General features: G+C 68.4%; 12 protein-coding genes. 5 read left to right on the forward strand and 7 right to left on the reverse strand.

Features of this window, described 5'->3' with window-relative positions; genetic code table 11:
* From ACZ432_RS10950 to ACZ432_RS10960, 3 genes are all read right to left on the reverse strand, one after another.
* Positions 1-2,802: a sensor histidine kinase gene (locus tag ACZ432_RS10950; RefSeq protein WP_426962379.1), complete on the reverse strand. Its 2,802-nt coding sequence runs from the start codon at positions 2,800-2,802 to the stop codon at positions 1-3.
* Between the two features lie 288 nt (positions 2,803-3,090).
* On the reverse strand, positions 3,091-4,002 hold the full coding sequence (locus tag ACZ432_RS10955; protein WP_426962378.1) for a 1,4-dihydroxy-2-naphthoyl-CoA synthase: 912 nt from the start codon (positions 4,000-4,002) through the stop codon (positions 3,091-3,093).
* A gap of 114 nt (positions 4,003-4,116) precedes the next feature.
* Positions 4,117-4,287, reverse strand: a complete 171-nt coding sequence (locus ACZ432_RS10960) for a hypothetical protein (protein WP_426962377.1) — start codon at positions 4,285-4,287, stop codon at positions 4,117-4,119.
* A 138-nt stretch (positions 4,288-4,425) separates the two neighbouring features.
* Between ACZ432_RS10960 and kynU the strand changes: the two genes are divergently transcribed.
* Both kynU and ACZ432_RS10970 read left to right on the forward strand, forming a co-directional pair.
* On the forward strand, positions 4,426-5,877 hold the full coding sequence (gene kynU, locus ACZ432_RS10965; RefSeq protein WP_426962376.1) for a kynureninase: 1,452 nt from the start codon (positions 4,426-4,428) through the stop codon (positions 5,875-5,877).
* Positions 5,878-6,114: 237 nt separating this feature from the next.
* Positions 6,115-7,815, forward strand: a complete 1,701-nt coding sequence (locus ACZ432_RS10970; protein WP_426962375.1) for an acyl-CoA mutase large subunit family protein — start codon at positions 6,115-6,117, stop codon at positions 7,813-7,815.
* A 70-nt stretch (positions 7,816-7,885) separates the two neighbouring features.
* Here the strand turns inward: ACZ432_RS10970 and metG are convergent, their stop codons facing one another.
* Positions 7,886-10,048, reverse strand: coding sequence for a methionine--tRNA ligase (gene metG, locus ACZ432_RS10975; protein WP_426962374.1), 2,163 nt, complete (start codon positions 10,046-10,048; stop codon positions 7,886-7,888).
* Between the two features lie 158 nt (positions 10,049-10,206).
* On the opposite strand from metG, the gene nreA reads away from it, so the two are divergent.
* The gene (gene nreA / locus ACZ432_RS10980; RefSeq protein WP_426962373.1) at positions 10,207-11,466 is read left to right on the forward strand and encodes a DNA repair protein NreA; all 1,260 of its coding nucleotides are present in this window, start codon (positions 10,207-10,209) and stop codon (positions 11,464-11,466) included.
* 47 nt (positions 11,467-11,513) lie between these two features.
* On the opposite strand, the gene ACZ432_RS10985 is transcribed toward nreA, so the two are convergent.
* Positions 11,514-12,386, reverse strand: a complete 873-nt coding sequence (locus ACZ432_RS10985) for an SDR family oxidoreductase (protein WP_426962372.1) — start codon at positions 12,384-12,386, stop codon at positions 11,514-11,516.
* Between the two features lie 148 nt (positions 12,387-12,534).
* Here ACZ432_RS10985 and ACZ432_RS10990 point away from each other — a divergent pair, with 148 nt between their 5' ends.
* Entirely contained in the window at positions 12,535-15,624 is a 3,090-nt protein-coding gene (locus tag ACZ432_RS10990; protein ID WP_426962371.1) for a PKD domain-containing protein, read from the forward strand.
* A gap of 320 nt (positions 15,625-15,944) precedes the next feature.
* On the forward strand, positions 15,945-16,574 hold the full coding sequence (locus tag ACZ432_RS10995; RefSeq protein ID WP_426962370.1) for a hypothetical protein: 630 nt from the start codon (positions 15,945-15,947) through the stop codon (positions 16,572-16,574).
* Positions 16,575-16,613: 39 nt separating this feature from the next.
* Here ACZ432_RS10995 and ACZ432_RS11000 read toward each other — a convergent pair whose 3' ends face one another.
* Positions 16,614-17,273: a cyclase family protein gene (locus tag ACZ432_RS11000; protein WP_426962369.1), complete on the reverse strand. Its 660-nt coding sequence runs from the start codon at positions 17,271-17,273 to the stop codon at positions 16,614-16,616.
* 144 nt (positions 17,274-17,417) lie between these two features.
* On the reverse strand, positions 17,418-18,566 hold the full coding sequence (locus tag ACZ432_RS11005; protein ID WP_464378866.1) for a M20/M25/M40 family metallo-hydrolase: 1,149 nt from the start codon (positions 18,564-18,566) through the stop codon (positions 17,418-17,420).
* Between the last annotated feature and the right edge of the window lies 1 nt (position 18,567).

Below are 18,567 nucleotides of genomic sequence, written 5' to 3' on the forward strand. Positions count from 1 at the left end.
CTACGCGGCGTCGTCCACGGCCTCGACCACCTCGACGCCGGTCACCTCGACGCGCGCGCCGCCGGCCGCGCCCTCGACCAGCCTGACCCCCCAGTCGTGGGCCTCCGCGATCCCCTGGACGATGGAGAGGCCGAACCCGGTGCCGTCGGCACTCGTGGAGTGGCCCGCCTCGAAGACCGCCTCGCGGTCCGCCTCCGGGACGCCGGCGCCGTCGTCCTCGACGTAGAAGCCGTCCGGCAGGTCGCCGACCGTCACCGTCACGTCGGGTCCCCCGTGCTCGACCGCGTTGGCCATCAGGTTCTCGAGGAGCTGCTGGAGCCGGCTCCGGTCGGCCCGGACCGTCCGATCGGTTTCGACGACACACGCGGCCGCATTCGTCTCGCCGACGTTCTCCCAGCAGCCCGCGGCGAGCGCGGCGAGGTCGACCGACTCCGGATCCCCGACCGCTTCCCCGTTCCGGGCGAGCGTCAGGAGGTCGTCGATCAGCTCGCCCATCCGGTCCAGCGCCCGCGAGACGGGCGGGAGGTGTTCGCTGCTGTCGGTCTCCTCGAGCGCGAGGTCGAGACGCCCCTGTGCAACCGTGAGGGGGTTCCGGAGGTCGTGGCTGACGACGTGTGCGAACTCCTCGAGCCGCTCGTTCTGGCGCTTCAGCTCGTCGCGGTGCTGTCGGAGTTCGTGCTCGCGCTCCAGTTCGTCGAAGGCCGTCTCCGTGGCGGTCGCGAGGATGCGCGCGAGGAACTCATCGGTGGCGTCGAACGCGTTCGGCTCCGTCTCCCCCACGGATATCGTTCCGTGGTCACCGATCGGGAGGACCATCAGGCTCCGGAGGCCGGTCCCGCGGTCGACCGCCCCCACGCCGTCCTCGATGTCGTCGTAGACGCCGACCGTGCCCGCTTCGTAGCACTTCCAGTTGAGGCTGCCCGACTCCGGCGTGAACACCTCCCGCTCGGGGAGCGTGTCGCTCACGGAGTCCGACTCCGCGATCGGGACCAGGCCGTTCGCCTCGGGATCGTAGAGCCTGACGACCGTCGCGGAGAACTCGAGGATCTCCTCGGCGGCCGTGACGGCGCAGTCCGCGATCGCGTCCCGCGACTCGGCCCGGATCAGGTCTCTGGTCGCGTCGTGGAGCTGTCCGAGCCGCTCCTCGCGGGTCCGGAGCGTCTCCTCCCGCGCGACGCGCTCGAGCGCGGTCTCGAGGTGGTTCGCGAGGATCTCGACCAGGAAGCGGTCCGTCTCGGTGAACGCGTGCGCCTCGGGCGAGGAGATGACGAACAGGCCGCGGTCGCCGATCGGGTGCAACAGGACGCTCTCGGCGGGCGTCTCCTCGACGAGCCGGGGAGAGGCGGAGGTCTCGGGCAGGTAGACCGGTTCCTCGCCCTCGAAGGCCGCCCAGGCGAGCGCGGCGCGGCTCCCGTCCGGCTCCGACCGGTCGTAGGAGGGCGGGTCGTCGAACAGCTCCGGGACGGAGTCGGCGAGGGCGACCGGCTCGAGCGCCGTCCCCGCGTCGTTCAGCAGGTGCACGCCGCTCAGCGGCGCGCCGATCAGCTCGTCGGCGGCCGCGTTGGCCAGCCGCGCCGTTTCCCCCGTGGACTGCGTGTGGTTGAGGTCCCGCGTCCGCTCGCGGAGCTGCTCCAGTTTCCGCTCGCGCCGCTTCCGGTCGGCGATGTTCCGGCTGTTCACGATGAACCGCTCCTCGCCGTCGAGGTCGAGCCGGCGAACGTGGACCTCGACCGGGAACGTCGAGCCGTCGCGGCGCTCGTAGGCGGTCTCCAGCTCCAGCCGGTCGCCGACGGGCATCTCCCGCCAGACCTCGCGGGCGTCGGTCGGATCCATCCCGCAGTCGAGGTCCCCGACGGTCATCTCGGTGAGCTCCGCCTCGTCGTACCCCGTTTCCCGACAGAGGCGGGGGTTCGCGTCGAGGATGTTCCCCTCGACGTCGTGGATGTCGATCATGTCCGGGGAGTCCTCGAACAGCGCCTCGAGCCGGGCGGTCGTCCGCTGGAGGCGTTCCTCGCGCCGCTTGCGGTCGGTGATGTCGGTGATGAACCCCTCCAGCGCGACGAGTTCGCCGTCGTCGTAGACGCCGCGGCCGCGCTCCCAGGCCCATCTGGTCGCTCCATCGGCGGTGACGATCCGGTAGGTCACCTCGAAGCTCCCGTCCGTGTCGAGGGCGTCCTGCACCGCCGCCCACATCTCCTCGCGGTCGTCCGGATGGAGCACGTCGGTCCCCCACTTGACCTCGTTCCGCTCCAGCGTCGCCGCGGAGTAGCCGGTGAGCGCCTCCACCTCGCCTTCCACAGTCATCATGGGCCAGTCGGGCTCGTTCCGGCACCGGTAGATCATCCCGGGGAGGTTGCTGATCAGGGTCTCCAGCCGGCGCGTCCGCTCGGACAGCTTACGGCGCGCCTGCGTGGCGTCGACGGCGTTGTCGATCCGGTTCGCGAGGAGTTCGTACTGTTCGGTCGCGGTCCCCTTCTGGAGGTAGTCGGTCACGCCGGCGGAGATGGCCTCTCCGGCGACCTCCTCGGACCCTTTTCCGGTGAAGAGGATGAACGGCAGGTCGGGGTGGTCCTCGCGGACGGTCCGAAGCAACTCGATGCCGTTCCGGCCGGGCATCTCGTAGTCCGAGACGACGCAGTCGAACGCGGACGCGGACAGCAGCTCCAGCGCCTCCTCGGCGTCCGCCGCGGATCGCACCTGGATCCGGTCGTCCTCGCGCTCGAGGAACGCCCCCGCCATCTCCGCGAACTCGGGGTCGTCCTCGACGTGGAGCACGCGGATCGACGCGTCCTGATCGGTCATTCACCCGACGTTTCGGAGCGCGTCAGCATAAGTGTGTGACACCTCATCACGGGGTCGCGTCCGTCATCCTCCCGTCGCGGGAGGTGTTCTCGATCTCCGTGCTGATGCGGTGTGGTGCTGATGCGGTCGCGGTGCGGTGCTGTTTCTGTCGAGGTCGTGGGACCGCGGCGGCGAGAGGGCGCGAAGCGCCCGCAGCGCCGACCGCGGCCCCTTTTTGATCGACATTTTTCAAGGGAGCGGTGAGCGCGGCGCCTGCGCCGCGCGAACCCGACCGCAGAAAAAGGTCGTTTAGTAGTGCCAGGGGTAGTCGTCGAAGTCGGGGTCCCGCTTCTCCAGGAACGCGTCGCGGCCCTCCTGGGCCTCCTCGGTCATGTACGCGAGGCGCGTGGCCTCGCCGGCGAACACCTGCTGGCCGACCATGCCGTCGTCGGTCATGTTGAAGGCGTACTTCAGCATCCGCATCGCGGTCGGCGACTTGCTCGTCATCTCGTCGGCCCACTCCAGGGCCACGTCCTCCAGCGCCTCGTGGGGGATCGCCTCGTTGGCCATGCCCATGTCGACCGCCTCCTGGGCGGAGTAGGTCTTGCCGCGGAAGAACACCTCGCGGGCCTTCTTCTGACCGATCTGCTTGGCGAGGTACGCGGAGCCGAAGCCGCCGTCGAAGGAGGCGACGTCGGGATCCGTCTGGAGGAACTTCGCGTGCTCGTCGCTCGCGAGCGTGAGGTCACAGACGACGTGCAGCGAGTGGCCGCCGCCGACCGCCCAGCCGGGGACGACCGCGACCACGGGCTTGGGCATGAAGCGGATCAGCCGCTGGACCTCGAGGATGTGGAGCCGGCCGGCGCGCGCCTCGCGGACGAGGTCGTCGTCCTCGACGCCCGCCTCGTCGTCGTCGCGGTACTCGTACCCGGAGCCGCCGCGGACGGACTGGTCGCCACCGGCGCAGAAGGCCCAGCCGCCGTCCTTCTCCGAGGGGCCGTTGCCGGTCAGCAGGACGCAGCCCACGTCCGCCTGCTTGCGGGCGTGGTCGAGCGCGGCGTACAGCTCGTCGACGGTGCCGGGCCGGAAGGCGTTGCGCACGTCCGGGCGGTCGAAGGCGATGCGGACGGCGGGGACGTCGACCCCGCGGTGGTAGGTGACGTCGTCGAACTCGTCGGTGACCTCCTCCCACGCGTCGGGGTCGAACAGCTCCGAGACCATACCCGGGCTTGCGCGGGAGCGCTCATAAATGACCGATAAACGACCGCGGTCGCGGCGCGGTCGCGGCGCGGTCGCGGCGGGGGGCGACGAACCGGTCCGCGCGGGCGCCGAGAGCTACGCCCCGTCCCCGCGCTCCTCGACCGCGTCGCGCAGCGTCGCGACGTGGGTCTCCACCAGTTCGAGCGTGGCGTCCGCGTCGGCGTAGCCCTGCTCGTACTCGCCCTTCGCGCGCTCGTACTCCGTCAGGAACGTCTCGACGGCGTCCTCGAGGTCGTCCTCGCTCATGGACCGGTCTGGGAGCGCCGCGCCCTTATACCGACCGGCGGCGGGCCGGCGCCGACCGGCGTGGACCGACGCCGACCGGCGTGAACCGACGCCGACCGCCTCCGGAACCCCTAATGTGCCGCGGCCGTCCCCTCGCGCATGGACGATTCGGACGCGACCGGGGGCGGGTCGGAGACGAGGGCGGACGGCCGCGCGGCCGACCACCCGTACGCCGGCGCTTCGGACCCGGGGCCGGAGCCGGCCGCGACCGCGCGCGAGTTGGACGCCGCCGACCCGCTCGCGGAGTTCGCGGACCGGTTTCGGCTCCCCGAGGACGCGCTGTACATGGATGGCAACTCGCTGGGACCGGCCTCCGACGCCGCGCTGGCGAGCCTCGACCGCGTCGTCGACGAGTGGCGGGAGCTGTTGATCGGCGGCTGGACCGACGCCGAGCCGCCGTGGTTCGAGTACGCCGAGCGCGTCGGCGACGCGATGGCGCCGCTCGTGGGCGCCGCGCCCGAGGAGGTCGTCGTCGGCAACTCGATCACCGTCAACGTCCACACGCTCGTCGGGACGTTCCTGGACGAGTTGCTCGCTGGGAACGGCCCCGAAGTCGAGGGGTACGCGGCCGCGGACGGGACGTGGGGGTCGGGCTCCGGGGACGCGGCCGGCGGGGGCGACGCCGCCCGTCCCGCGGTCCTGGTCAACGAACTCGACTTCCCCTCGGACCACTACGCGGTCCGGGCGGCCCTGCGGACGCGGGGGATCGACCCCGACGAGAAGCTCCGCGCCGTGGAGAGCCGCGACGGGCGCACCGTCGACCCCGCGGACGTGGAGGCGGCACTGGAGCGACACGACGACGTGGGGATCGTCTACATGCCGACCGCGCTCTACCGCTCCGGACAGCGCTTCGACGTGCCACGGATCGCGGCGGCCGCCCACGCCAACGGGGCCTACGTCGGCTTCGACGCGGCTCACACCGCGGGCGTCGTCCCGCACGAGTTCTCGGCGGCGGGCGTCGACTTCGCCACGTGGTGCACCTACAAGTACCTCAACGCGGGGCCGGGGTCCATCGCGGGGCTCTACGTCGCCGAGCGCCACCACGGGCTCACCCCGGCGTTGGCCGGATGGTGGGGTCACGAGAAGGCGACGCAGTTCGAGATGAACATGACCTACACGCCCGCCGGCTCGGCCGGCGCGTGGCAGATCGGGACGCCGCCGATCCTCGCGACGGCGCCGCTGGAGGGCGCGCTCGACCTCGTTCGGAAGGCGGGGATCGACCGCGTCCGCCAGAAGTCGCTGGCGCTGACGGATTTCCTCGCCGCGCTCGTCGACGCGCGACTGCCGGCGGTGTCCGTCGGGACGCCCCGCGAGCACGACGCCCGCGGCGGGCACCTCGCGCTGGAACACCCCGACGCGGAGCGGCTGAGCCTCGCCCTGAAGGAGCGCGGGGTGGTGGTCGACTTCCGGCCGCCGAACGTGGTCCGGGTCTGCCCGGCGCCGCTCTACACGAGCTTCGGCGACGTGGTGGAGGTGGTCGCCACTCTCGAAGCGATACTCGCCGACGGCGCCCACGAGGCGTTCGATCCGGCCGGCGACGGCGTGACGTGAGCCCGGCCGGAGAGCCGCGAGCGGTCGAGGGCTTTCCGGGTAGTGGCGGCAAGCGCAGCAGGCCGCTCGACTGGTCCAGAAACCCCGAGCACAGCGGCGGTTGAGGGCTTCACGGCCGGTCGCAACGAGCACGGCAGCACGGTCGACCATTCACTCGCCCCCACCTATCGACGCAAGTCTCGCCGTCACCGAAATGTGTGAAAAACGCTTAAGAACTGTCCGGCGAAACCTCCGGGCATGTACGACGAGGAGGACCTCGCGTCGATCCGAGAGGCACGGGAGGAGTGGGAGGCGGAGACGCTCGACCCCGTGCTGGAGCGGTTCGGGGAGCGCGAGGACCGCTTCGCGACCGTCTCGAACCTCGAGGTCGACCGGATCTACACCCCCGAGGACGTGGCGGACCTGGACTACGAGGAGGACCTGGGCTTCCCGGGCGAGGAGCCGTTCACCCGCGGCCCGTACCCGACGATGTACCGCGGCCGGACGTGGACGATGCGGCAGTTCGCGGGGTTCGGGACCGCCGAGGAGACGAACGAGCGGTTCCACTACCTGATCGAGAACGGGCAGACCGGCCTCTCGACGGCGTTCGACATGCCCTCGCTGATGGGGCTCGACTCCGACGACCCGATGTCGCTCGGCGAGGTCGGCAAGGAGGGCGTCGCGGTCGACACCCTCCGCGACATGGAGGTGCTGTTCGACGGCATCGACGTCGGCGAGGTGTCGACCTCCTTCACCATCAACCCGAGCGCGCCGGTCATCTACGCGATGTACGTCGCGCTCGCCGACCAGCAGGGCGTCCCGCGCGAGGAGGTCCGCGGCACCCTGCAGAACGACATGCTCAAGGAGTTCATCGCGCAGAAGGAGTGGGTGATCCCGCCGGAGCCGTCCCTCGACCTGGTCACCGACACCATCGAGTTCGCCGTCGACGAGACGCCGAAGTTCAACCCCATCTCCGTCTCCGGCTACCACATCCGCGAGGCGGGCTCGACCGCGATTCAGGAACTGGCGTTCACGCTCGCGGACGGCTTCGCGTACGTCGAGGACTGTCTGGACCGCGGGCTGGACGTCGACGAGTTCGGGCCGCAGCTCTCCTTCTTCTTCAACTCGCACAACTCCATCTTCGAGGAGGTGGCGAAGTTCCGCGCGGCCCGCCGCATCTACGCCCGCGTGATGGACGAGTGGTACGACGCCGAGGACCCCGACGCCAAACGGCTGAAGTTCCACACCCAGACCGCGGGCCAGTCGCTGACCGCCCAGCAGCCGCTCAACAACGTCGTCCGCGTGACGATTCAGGCGCTCGCGGGCGTGCTCGGCGGCACCCAGAGCCTCCACACCAACTCCTACGACGAGGCGCTGGCGCTCCCCTCCGAGCAGGCGGTCCGCGTCGCGCTCCGGACCCAGCAGATCATCGCCGACGAGTCGGGCGCCGCGGACATCGTCGACCCGCTGGCGGGCTCGTTCGCGGTCGAGAGCCTCACCGACGAGACCGAGGAGAAGGCGATGGCGTACATCGAGGAGATCCGCGAGATGGGCGACGGCTCCGTCCGCGACGGCGTGCTCGCGGGGATCGAGGAGGGCTACTTCCACGGCGAGATCCAGGAGGCCTCCTACGAGTACCAGGAGCGCGTCGACGAGGGCGAGGAGACGGTCGTCGGCGTCAACAAGTACGAGGTCGACCAGGACACCAAGCCGGACCTGCTCCACGTCGACGAGACGACCCGCGAGCGCCAGCTCGCCCGCCTGGAGTCGGTCAAGGAGGACCGCGACGACGAGGCGGTCGAGGCGACCCTCGACGCGCTCGCGGACGCGGCCGAGAGCGGCGAGAACGTGATGCCCTACATCGTCGACGCGGTGAAAGCGTACGCCACGATGGGCGAGATAATGGCGGTCTTCGAGGCGCAGCACGGCCAGTACCGGGAGACCGTCGGGCTGGCCTGAGTAGCGGGAGCGGCGCCCGTTCGGTCTCCTCTCGCGGCCGGCGTTTGCTCGGCCGACCGCAGGCTTCGGCCTACCGGATCCGCTCGCCTGGCGCGGCGTCGCCGTGAGTCGTCAGCAGGTCGGCCTCCTCGCCCGCGGCCAGCACCATGCCGTTCGACTCGACGCCGAACAGCTCCGCCTTCTCGAGGTTCGCGAGGACGACCACCTTCTCGCCCTCGATGGCGTCGAGGTCGTGGAGCTGCTTGATCCCGGCGACGATCTGGCGCGTCTCCACGCCGATGTCGACGGTGAGCTTCGCGAGCTTGTCCGCGCCCTCGATGCCCTCCGCGCTCTCGATCCGGCCCACCCGGATGTCGAGCTCCTCGAACGTCTCGAAGTCGATGCGGTCGTCGGTGATGGGGTCGAAGTCGGTCATGGCGTCGTCCGTGTCCGCGGTATCCTCCGCGTCCGCCTCCTCGCTCTCCTTCGCCTCGTCGGCGGTCGCTTCGGCCACGCGCTCGTCGAGCTTCGCGTTCAGCTCCTCGACGCGCTCGGCCTCGATCTTCTCGAACAGCTCGGTCGGCTCGGGGAACGCCCCAGCGGGCGGTGCCAGCGCGTCGGCGCGCGTCGCGTTGTGGACGGACCCGTCCTCGCCCAGCTGCGCCCACAGGCGCTCGCATTTCTCGGGCGCGACCGGCTCGAAGAGGACGGCGATGGCCTTCGCGATCTGGACGCAGTCGTAGACGACCTGCTTCGCGCGCTCGGGGTCGTTGTCCACGAGGCTCCACGGCTCGTTGCGCTGGATGTACTCGTTGCCGAACGCGGCCAGATGGGTGACCGCGTCGCCCGCGTCGCGGACGGAGTAGTCGTTGACGGCGTCGGTGAAGTCGGCGACCGCGCCGTCGATCCGGCTCTCGACCTCGTCGCTCGGCCCCGCGACGTCCGTCGGGGCGCCCTCGTAGTTGCGGTGCGCGAACAAAAGCGAGCGGTAGAGGAAGTTGCCGACCGTCCCCACCAGCTCGTTGTTGACGCGCTCGCGGAAGCGCTCCCACGAGAAGTCCACGTCCTGCTGGAACCCGCCGTTGGTCGCGAGGTAGTACCGCAGCAGGTCGGGGTGGAACCCCTCGTCGATGTACTCGTCGGCCCAGACCGCGCGGTCGCGGCTGGTCGAGAAGCCCTTCCCGCCGAGCGTCACGAAGCCGGAGGCCATCACGGCGCGCGGCTCGACGTGACCCGTGCCGCGCAACATCGCGGGCCAGAAGACCGTGTGGTGCTGGATGATGTCGCGGCCGATGACGTGGACGACCTCGCCGCCGACGTCGTCGGGGTCGACCGCGTCGGGGTCGGTGGCGTCCGCGGCGGCCGCGGCGTGCTCGCCGGCGCCCCAGACCGCCTCCCAGTCGAAGACGTCCGCGCCCACGCGCTCGGAGTACTGCTTCGTGGAGGCGATGTACTCGATCGGCGCGTCGACCCAGACGTACAGCACGAGGTCGGACTCCTCGCCCTCGGCGTCGGGGTAGTCGATCCCCCAGTCCATGTCGCGGGTGATACACCAGTCCTGGAGCCCCTGCTCGATCCACTCGCGGGGCTGGTTCCGGGCGTTCGCGGTCCCCTCCAGCCGGTCCAGGAAGTCGGAGAGGTAGTCGGCGAACGCGGAGACCTCGAAGAACTTGTGCGTGCGCTCGTGGTACTCGGCCGGGTTCCCCGAGATGGTCGAGACGGGGTCCTCGATCTCGCCGGGCTCGAGGTGGCGCTGGCACCCCTCGTCGCACTCGTCGCCGCGGGCGTGGGCACCGCAGTACGGGCAGGTCCCCTCGACGTAGCGGTCGGGGAGGTACTGGTCGTCCTCGGGATCGTACGCGACCATGATCTCCTTCTCGTAGACGTGGCCGGCCTCGTCGAGGTCGCGGACCAGCTCCTGGGTGAGCTCGGTGTTGGTCTCGTCGTGGGTGTGGCCGTAGTTGTCGAAGTCGACGTTGAACTTCGGGAACGTCGCCTCGTACTCCTCGTGCCAGCCGAGCGCGAACTCCTCGGGGGAGACGCCCTCCTGCTCCGCGTTGACCGCGACGGGCGTGCCGTGCATGTCCGAGCCGGAGACGAACGCGGTCTGCTGGCCCAGCGTTCGCAGCGCGCGGGCGTACACGTCGCCGCCCACGTAGGTGCGGAGGTGACCGACGTGCAGGTCGCCGTTGGCGTACGGCAGCCCGCAGGTCACCACCGCGGGGTCGTCGGTGGGGAAGTCCTCGTGGCTCATTGCTCGTGTGTGTTCTCGGGCAAGCGGGGCAAAAGCCCGCTGGTTCCGCGCGTCCCTCGCCGCGGTCGAAACCGGGCGTTTCTCGGGTCGCTGCACGCACCCACACGCGAACCCGCGCGGGCAACGTTCAAACCCGTCCCCGTCGTACCCACGGCCGAATGCGGCTCGACGAGTTCGTGGAGTTCGAGCGGAACGAGCGCGCCGAGCGCCGCCGCCTCGCCCAGGAGAAGGACTACGGCGTGCTCGACCACCTCGAGACGTTTCAGGACCGCTTCGAGGACGCGCTCTCCGGCGACTCGCTGGTCGGCTCCGTCTCGCCGTCTATCTTCGTCGGGCGCTCGAACTACCCGAACGTCTCGACCGGCATCCTGTCGCCGGTCGGCCGCGAGGAGCAGGCCGAGCGGTTCCGCACCTCCGGCGACTGGTACGACGAGGGCGTCTCGATCGGCGACGTCTTCGAACGCCGCTCCGGCCTCCTCAACTCCAACCGGACCGCCGAGGTCGACAACGTCCACGACGCGTGGGACGGCTGGCTCGGCACCCAGCGCGAGGTGGCCATCGCGGACCGGCCCGTCGACGTGGAGATCGGGCTCGACTCGAAGCCGGAGTTGGACGTGGACATCGACGACGTGGGCGCGCCGGTCGGACCGCGGGCCCGCGCCCGCGACGCGTCGCTCGGCGAGAACCCGCACGTCCCGCGGCCGGTCGAGAAGACGCTGGAGGACGACGACTGGCGCGCGCAGGGGGCGATGACGTACCTCTACCGCCGGGGGTTCGACGTGTACGAGATCAACTCGATCCTCTCGGCGGGCGCGCTCGGACAGGGGGAGAACCGCCGACTCGTCCCGACGCGCTGGTCGATCACCGCGGTCGACGACACCGTCGGCCAGTACCTCCGCGGGACGATCAGGGACGCGCCGTCGGTCGACTCGGTCGAGGTCCACCGCAACGAGTACCTCGGCAACGCCTTCTGGGTGGTCCTCGCCCCGGGCGACTGGGAGTACGAGCTCGTCGAGATGAAGGCGCCCGGCTCCGTCTGGAACCCCGACCCCGAGGCCGGCATCTACCTCGCGGCCGCCCACGAGGGCCGCGAGGGGCGGACGGGCTACGTCGACGAGACCGCGGGCGCGTACTACGCCGCGCGGCTCGGCGTGCTGGAGCACCTCTCCGACCGCGGCCGGCAGGCGAAGGTCCTGGTGCTCAGACACGTCTCCGACGCGTACTGGGGGCCCGTCGGCGTCTGGCAGGTCCGCGAGGCGGTCAGGAACGCCTTCGAGGGCGAGCTCGGGGAAGCGGAGACGTTCGGCGAGGCCGTCCGCGGCGTCGCGGACCACCTCCCGGTCCCCCTCTCGCGACTCCGGCGCAAGTCGACGATGGCCGCGGGGCTCCAGACGAACATCGGGGACTTCCTCGGCTGAAGGGTCGAACGGGCCAGAACAGGGGAAGAGAGAACGGCCAGCCGGCGTTACCGCGTCAGCTTCGCGAGCAGCTCGTACCCCTTGTCGCGCACCGCGTCGGGGAGGAACCGCGCCAGGACGCCGACCCGGGCTGCCGTCCCGGGCTGGACGCGGGCCGGGGGCCGCGTCGCGCTCGCCGCGTTGAGGATCTCGGCCGCGACCCGCTCCGGACCGACCGACCCGGGGCCGTCGCCTCCGATCAGCTTCGCGTCGTCGAAGACGCGGTAGAAGTCCTCGTAGGCGCCCGAGCGGTCGATCCCCTCGCCGACCTCACCGCCCGCTTCGTCATCCTCCGGCTCCCGGTCCGCCGCCACCTCCCGCTCGGCGCGCTCGCTGAATCCCGTTTTGACCGGCCCGGGCTCGACGACGACCACGTCGATGCCGTACTCGGATACCTCGCCGCGCAGCGCGTCGGACATCGCCTCGACCGCGAACTTCGAACCGCTGTAGACGCCCCCGCCGGGGAACGCGACGCGTCCGGCGACCGACGAGAGGTTGACGATCGTCCCCTCGCGCTCGCGGCGCATGTGCGGGAGGACGGCCCTGATGAGCCGATGGGGACCGTACACGTTCACGTCGAACTGCTCGTGGACCTTCTCCGTCGGCACGTCCTCCAGCGGGCCGAACTGGCCGTATCCGGCGTTGTTGACCAGACAGTCGATGGCCCCCTCCTCGTCGAGGATCCGGTCCACGACGCGGTCGACGTCCGCCTGGTCCGTCACGTCGAGCGTCGCGAGCTCGCAGCCCTCGTCCCCGAGCGTCTGTGCGTCCGCGGGGTTCCGTGCGGTCGCGTACACCGTCCAGCCCTCGTCGTTGAACGCCCGCGCCGTCGCGCGGCCGATACCCGAGGAGCAGCCGGTGATGAGTACGGTCTTCTGCACGTTTCCGGCGTCGGGCGCGGAGGGTATAACTGTCGGGCTTCTCTCTCGATCCGGCAACTCTCAGATTAAAACAGCTGTTGGAAAATATAATTCGATAAAAAGATACGAACACTTAAGTCAGAAAAAGAGGATATGACTCTCCGCCTGAATGAGACGAGACGCGCTCGCACTGCTGTTCGTGTGTCTGTTCCTCGGCGCTCCGCTCGCGGGGGCGGCCGACGCCGAAGCGCCGCTTGCCGACGCCGGTCTCGACCAGTCGGTATCCCAGGGGACGACCGTTCATCTCGACGGCGGCGGCTCGTACGATCCGGACGGTGAGATCGTCGCTTACGAGTGGGAAATCCTGGCTCCGGACGGTAGCACGGCCGCGACGCCGACCGGCCGAACGCCGACCTTCGAGGCGGCCGCGTTAGGGACCTACGACGTGACGCTCACCGTGACCGACGACGCGGGGCGGACGGCCAGCGACACGCTCCACGTCCGCGTCTCCGAGGGGGACCCGCCCGCGGTCGCACTCGAGGGCCCGTCGGCGGTGTCGGTCGGCGACACCGCCGCCTTCACGGCCGCGATCGACCCGGGTGACGCGCCCATCGACCGCGTCGTCTGGCGAGTCGACGGGGAGGTCGTCGAGACCGAGCACCGGCCGGGAGCCGAAGCCACCCTGAACCGCACCATCACCACGCTCGATCCCCGAACCGTCGACGTGACGGTTCTCGACACTGCCGACCAGTCGGCGAGCGACGACCGGACGGTCTCGGTTACGGAGCCGGAGGAGGCGAGCGGAAGCCCCGGCTGGTACGGCGGTACCGCGGCGAGCGAGGACCCGACGATCCACGGTCCACAGGAGGTGTTCGAGGAGGAACCGCTCACTGCGACGTATTCGGTCGACTCCGGCGGCGCGGCCGTCGCCGCGGTCACCTGGCGCGTCGACGGCGAGTCGGTCGCGACCGGCGGGACGCTCCAACGAACGTGGGACCCCGGCCGCCACCGGCTCTCCGCGCTCGTCGAGTACCGCGACGGGAGCAAGCGCGTGGCGACGTTCGCGGACGGGACCCGCGAGGTGGTCGCGAAGCCGCCGGTCGACCTCCGGCTCCGGGACCTCGACGGCTACGACGGGACCATCAGCGGCGCGGTCGTCGCGGAGGACGACCTGAACGCGCTCCGGTCCGTGGAGGTGTTCATCGACGGCGAACTGGTCGAACGCGCAACGCGTCGGGGCGTCCGGCGCCACGAGTCGGAGTTCCGCGCGGACGGACTCCGAGACAACACCGAATACGAGGTGACCGCGGTCGCGACCGACACCTACGGACAGACCGTTCGCGTCACGGAGACCGTCGAAGTCGCCGGGATCCCCTATATCGAGTCGATCGAGGTCCTGAACACGCCGGTCGACTCCTACCACGAGCGAATCGACCCCGAACGCTACACCGCGACGATGAAGGTGACCGTGGACCTGAACGGCTACCCGGTTGAGGGGGTGGGGATGGAGACAAGCGCTCGGGAAAATGAGTATGTGGAATTAGAAACTCGCACTCAAAATATATCAGATCAAAAAATAGTCAAAATAGTTGACTTTGCTTATTCGTCCCCACGAAAGTATGAGATAACTGAGAATCTCCTAGTACTTGATCGGCCTCAAACGTTAGTCGTCGATAAGGAGCCTGCGTCGATCAAAGTCGTAGACAGTGACCCCGAGGTTCGATTAGATGTCCATGTCAACCACGACAAAAACCTACACGTTCCTAGAATCGTGATTGACGCCAGTAATTCATTTGATCCAGACGGAACTAAGCTCTCGTTTACTTGGATACCGGACTTTGTGGAGGAGAGCCCGGTTCTGTCGTCCAGCTTGAAAAACATCAAGAACGAAATCACCCTCTCAGTTATCGACGGACACAACCGAGAGGTTAGAAAGACGACGACGCTGGATGAGTACTATTCGCCGACAATTGACGTGTTCTTGTACAGTCAAACGGGATACGATCCATACGAAACTCTAAGTCTGAGCTTCAGAACAGAGCGGTTTAACTTGAAAGATGAAGCATTCGAAAGCTCTGACATACGCTTTGAATTGATCCGTGGTTCTGGCCAAGTCACAGCGAAGAAAGATCCGGCAGAACAGGAGAACCGCTGGGTCGGGGATATCGAAACTACGCTGGGAGCCTATCTTGATGGTCCTGTTGCTTTACAAGTATATAACGCAGAAAACCCGGAGCAAACGGAACGAACGTTCGAGTTACCCCTCCCGACATTCACCAGAACGGGAGAGTTTTATTACAATATCGACGTAACTGAGTCGCTCTATGAGGTAGAAGTTCCAGTGTATGACGAGATCTCAGTCTCGTCTGAGCACTTGATGCGGGCAAGTCAGGATAGAGGATACTCAGTAGCGGAGATGGAAGAGGACACGTCCTACACGATACAGAGGCTTCACGAGCAGGACGCAATAATCGAAACCAGGCAGAAGGAGTTCGATAGCTCGCTTCGACGCCGGCACTTTATCCGTCGATCTGACGGGTGGCACAAATCCGGACGCACGTCGACTCAACGCGAAAAAGTGACGACATCCTACGAGTGGCGGCATTCAATTTCGTCCGGGTACACCGGTCAGAAGCGGACAAGGACGATCCAGTCCGCGGAGTACCGAACGGAATACCAGTACCAAAGCAGGTACGGGGGAACTTACTGGTCATCGCATGCTTACAGTTTGTGGGACCGCCGAACAGGCTCCTCTCGTTCCGTTAAGGTCCGCGATCGAGTCACAGAGACTGAGTACCAACACAGGGAGACGAAGACCACAACGGTCACAGACTACACGTACCTAGCGAGCAAGGAAGTCGTCATTCAGCAAAGCGTGTCGGAGTGGAGAGACTACATGGAGACGTCCGACCGTCGGACGGTGGACAACCACGTCAGGAGTGACAACTATCGGATCGGTCGAACGTCAACGTCGACTACCTGGATACTCCGAAAGCAGGTTGGAACGAATTCTGAGATACGAGATGAAGTTGACGACAAAACAGCAGTTACTCGATCGGAACTGACGGTTGAAGGCGATATCGTGTACTACTCGTCCGGCACAGATGCGGTAGACAGTAATATCCGAAAGACGGGCGTGTTCAAGAAGACGGCAGTCGAAGAGGGATTCGTCTCAGAACCCGAATTAATACAACAATTAAGAAATCGTGAGCCGACAGGGGGAGATGACTGTCGAGGTGCGGGATGTGGTGTAAAATGATCCACGGTCGGTTTCTGCTAGTTGCGATGCTGGTGGTCGTAGCGGCCGGTATGATGGCAGGACCCGGACTGGCTGACTCAACGGTCGATACTGACGAGCAGGAGGAAATAGTCTACTCGAAGACGATACAAACAGAATATGGGTTCCAGATCACCGCCGACTTCTACGCGAATATGACTCTAGAGATCTCTTCGCACAATCTCAACACTGAGTCTGAAGAAGTATCATTTGCACTTCAAGTAGCCAGAACGACGGTGCATGACGTACGAGAGACACTCCACCCAAGCGAAACCGAATATTGGACCTTTGATATCTCTGGCATGCAAGATCCCTCTGCCCATCAACAAATAGTCAAGATCCATGCCTACGGCCCAACCATCCAGCACACCTACAACGCCACGCCCACGGCCGCGGACGCGGACGACATGCCGCTCCCGCAGATAACGAACGTCGACCTCGTGGCGAACGGGACGCCCGCGGATCCGCGGACGGAACTCCACGTCACGGTCGAGAACCCGACTCCGCACGCGCATCGCCAGCACGTCGTCGTCTCGACCGAGGAGACGGGGAACGCGGTCGGGCGGCCGGAGGCTAGGCCCAACGAGACGGGGACCGCGGTCATCGAGTTGAACGAGCCGCCGGACGCGGTCGTCAGGGGGGAAGTTCGACTGTACACGAACGACTACTCGGACATGAACGACAGCCTCGACATGGTCGAGTTCGCGGGCGAGCCCGAGGGCAACGTCACCGTGGAGAACCGGACGTACGAGCCCATCCACCCGAACTACCACTACGAACCGTCGGGGGCGGGCTCGGACGACGGTGACGGTGTGGGGCTCCCGGGCGGCGGGTCCCTCTCCGGGGACGCGCTGCTGGCCGCCGGGTTCCTCGGGGCCGGGACGCTCGCGATCGGCGTCATCCTCGCGGTCGGCGCACGCCGGCGATACTGACCGCGCCGGGAGCGTGGTTCGGATCCGGAGCCCGCCCGCCTACCGCGTCTTCGCGACCACTCTTGCCGGCGCACCGTCGCTCTCCGCGAGCGGGAGCGGGAAGGCGTAGCACGCAAACCGGCGGGGTAGACCCGCGAGGTTCCGAAGGTTCTCGACGACCGGCAGACCGGCACCCAGCAGCGCGTGGTGGGCAGGGAATCCGGTCGGCTCGTCACCGGAGTCGTCGTCTGCTGACTCGGCGGGCGCGGTCGGGTCGGGACCGAACGTGTCCAGACCCACGCCGACGCCCGCGTCGACGCACCGCTCGGCGAACTCGGGCGTCAGGAACGGATGATCGCGGTAGGCGTCGGTTCCCCACCTGTCGGCCCAACCGGTGCGGACGACCAGCAGGTCGATCGCGGGGTCGAGGTCGTCCGGAAACGCGTCCGGCCCGACCGCTTCCCGCGGCTCACACGGCGTCAGGTCGAGCAGGCGCGCGTCGAAGGCCCACTCGCCGACCTCGCGGTCGTCGAGCGTCGCGCCGTCGGGTTCCGTGTGCCGCGGCGCGTCGACGTGGGTGCCGGCGTGGCTGCCGAGTTCGACCGTGTGAACCGAGTAGCCGTCCGCCTCGTGAGTCGCGGCCGGTTCGACCGAGACGTCCGGGTCGCCGGGGTAAGTCGGCGCGCCCGTCCGGAGTGGGTGCGAGAGGTCGCGGTACATAGTCGTCCATCGGCACGGCGTCTCAAAAGTGCGGTCACGCGTCGCGGTGACGGAAATGGGCCGCACCGCGACCGGTTACAGAAAAATCCACATCACGACCGCAGACGGGAAACGGACCGGCGACGGCCGGTTGCGGGACCCGACTTACGCCCCTTCCGGGCTTAGCAGACGCGAGAGCGCGCGCTCGACCGCCGCGGTCGCCCACTCGACCTCGCGGACACGGACGTACTCGCGATCGGCGTGCGCGACGGCGCCGTCGCCGTCCGCGAGGTCGCCGGGACCGAACACGACCGTCGGCGCGGGCGCGAAGTACGAGGCCTCCGTCGCCGCGGAGAAGGGCCGGGCGCCGGCGCCGCGCTCGGCGTCGGTCGCTTCGGGTCGGGTGCCGGCGATGGCTTCCCGAAGCGTCCGCGGGAGCCGATGGTCGGGGTCGGTCGCGAACGCCTCCAGGAACGGCGAGTCGCGCTCCGTCAGCGAGACCGCGACGCCGACCGCGTCGTCGACCGCCGCGCGCACGTCCGCTTCGAGCGCGTCCCGGAACCCGCCCGCGGATTCGGGGGGAACGCTCCGGCGGTCGACGGTGATCGCACACCGGTCGGGCACCTGGTTCGTCGCGCCGCCCCCCTCGACCACCGTCGGCGTGAGCTTCGGCGGGCCGAGCTGTGGGTGTTCGTCCGCCTCCGCGTCGAACGTCCGGATCGCCGCGAGCGCGTCCTCAGCGGCCGCGACGGCGTTGACGCCGGCGAACTCGGCCGCGTGGGCGTTCTCGCCCGCGAGTTCGACCGTCCCCTCGAAGCGCCCCTTCGCGGCGGTGCAGACGTCAAGTCCCGTGGGCTCGCCGACCAGAAACAGGTCGCCCTCGAGCGCGTCTTCCGTCCCCGGAAGCCGGCCCGTCAGCGCCGCGGCGCCGAGCGAGAGGACCTCCTCGTCGGGGGTTATCGCGAGCGTGAGCCGACCGCGGCCGACGTCGGCGGACAGAAACCCGCCCACGAGCGCCGCGAGCGGCCCCTTCGCGTCGCAGGCGCCGCGCCCGTGGATGACGTCCACCCCCGTCTCGCCCTCGACGGTCGCGTCCCGGTCGCGCTCGAAAGGCACGTCCGGCGACACCGTGTCGAGGTGCGTATTCAGGACGACGTGGGGACCGGCGGCGCCCGCCGACTCCCCGGAGGCCGTCCGCGTGGCGAGGACGTTGCCGGCGTCGTCCACCGCCGCGTCGACGCCGTGCTCCGCCAGCGTCGCGACCAGCAGGTCTCGCGCGTCGGTCACGTCCTCGTGACACGGAAGCTGCACCATC

The organism is Haloparvum alkalitolerans (assembly GCF_055381565.1).

Coding starts and splice junctions, on each gene's coding strand:
- metG (WP_426962374.1), bottom strand. CDS start 10,048: ATGAGCCACGAGGACTTCCCCACCGACGACCCCGCGGTGGTGACCTGC.
- ACZ432_RS10960 (WP_426962377.1), bottom strand. CDS start 4,287: ATGAGCGAGGACGACCTCGAGGACGCCGTCGAGACGTTCCTGACGGAG.
- ACZ432_RS10950 (WP_426962379.1), bottom strand. CDS start 2,802: ATGACCGATCAGGACGCGTCGATCCGCGTGCTCCACGTCGAGGACGAC.
- nreA (WP_426962373.1), top strand. CDS start 10,207: ATGCGGCTCGACGAGTTCGTGGAGTTCGAGCGGAACGAGCGCGCCGAG.
- kynU (WP_426962376.1), top strand. CDS start 4,426: ATGGACGATTCGGACGCGACCGGGGGCGGGTCGGAGACGAGGGCGGAC.
- ACZ432_RS11000 (WP_426962369.1), bottom strand. CDS start 17,273: ATGTACCGCGACCTCTCGCACCCACTCCGGACGGGCGCGCCGACTTAC.
- ACZ432_RS10990 (WP_426962371.1), top strand. CDS start 12,535: ATGAGACGAGACGCGCTCGCACTGCTGTTCGTGTGTCTGTTCCTCGGC.
- ACZ432_RS10995 (WP_426962370.1), top strand. CDS start 15,945: ATGCAAGATCCCTCTGCCCATCAACAAATAGTCAAGATCCATGCCTAC.
- ACZ432_RS11005 (WP_464378866.1), bottom strand. CDS start 18,566: ATGGTGCAGCTTCCGTGTCACGAGGACGTGACCGACGCGCGAGACCTG.
- ACZ432_RS10970 (WP_426962375.1), top strand. CDS start 6,115: ATGTACGACGAGGAGGACCTCGCGTCGATCCGAGAGGCACGGGAGGAG.
- ACZ432_RS10955 (WP_426962378.1), bottom strand. CDS start 4,002: ATGGTCTCGGAGCTGTTCGACCCCGACGCGTGGGAGGAGGTCACCGAC.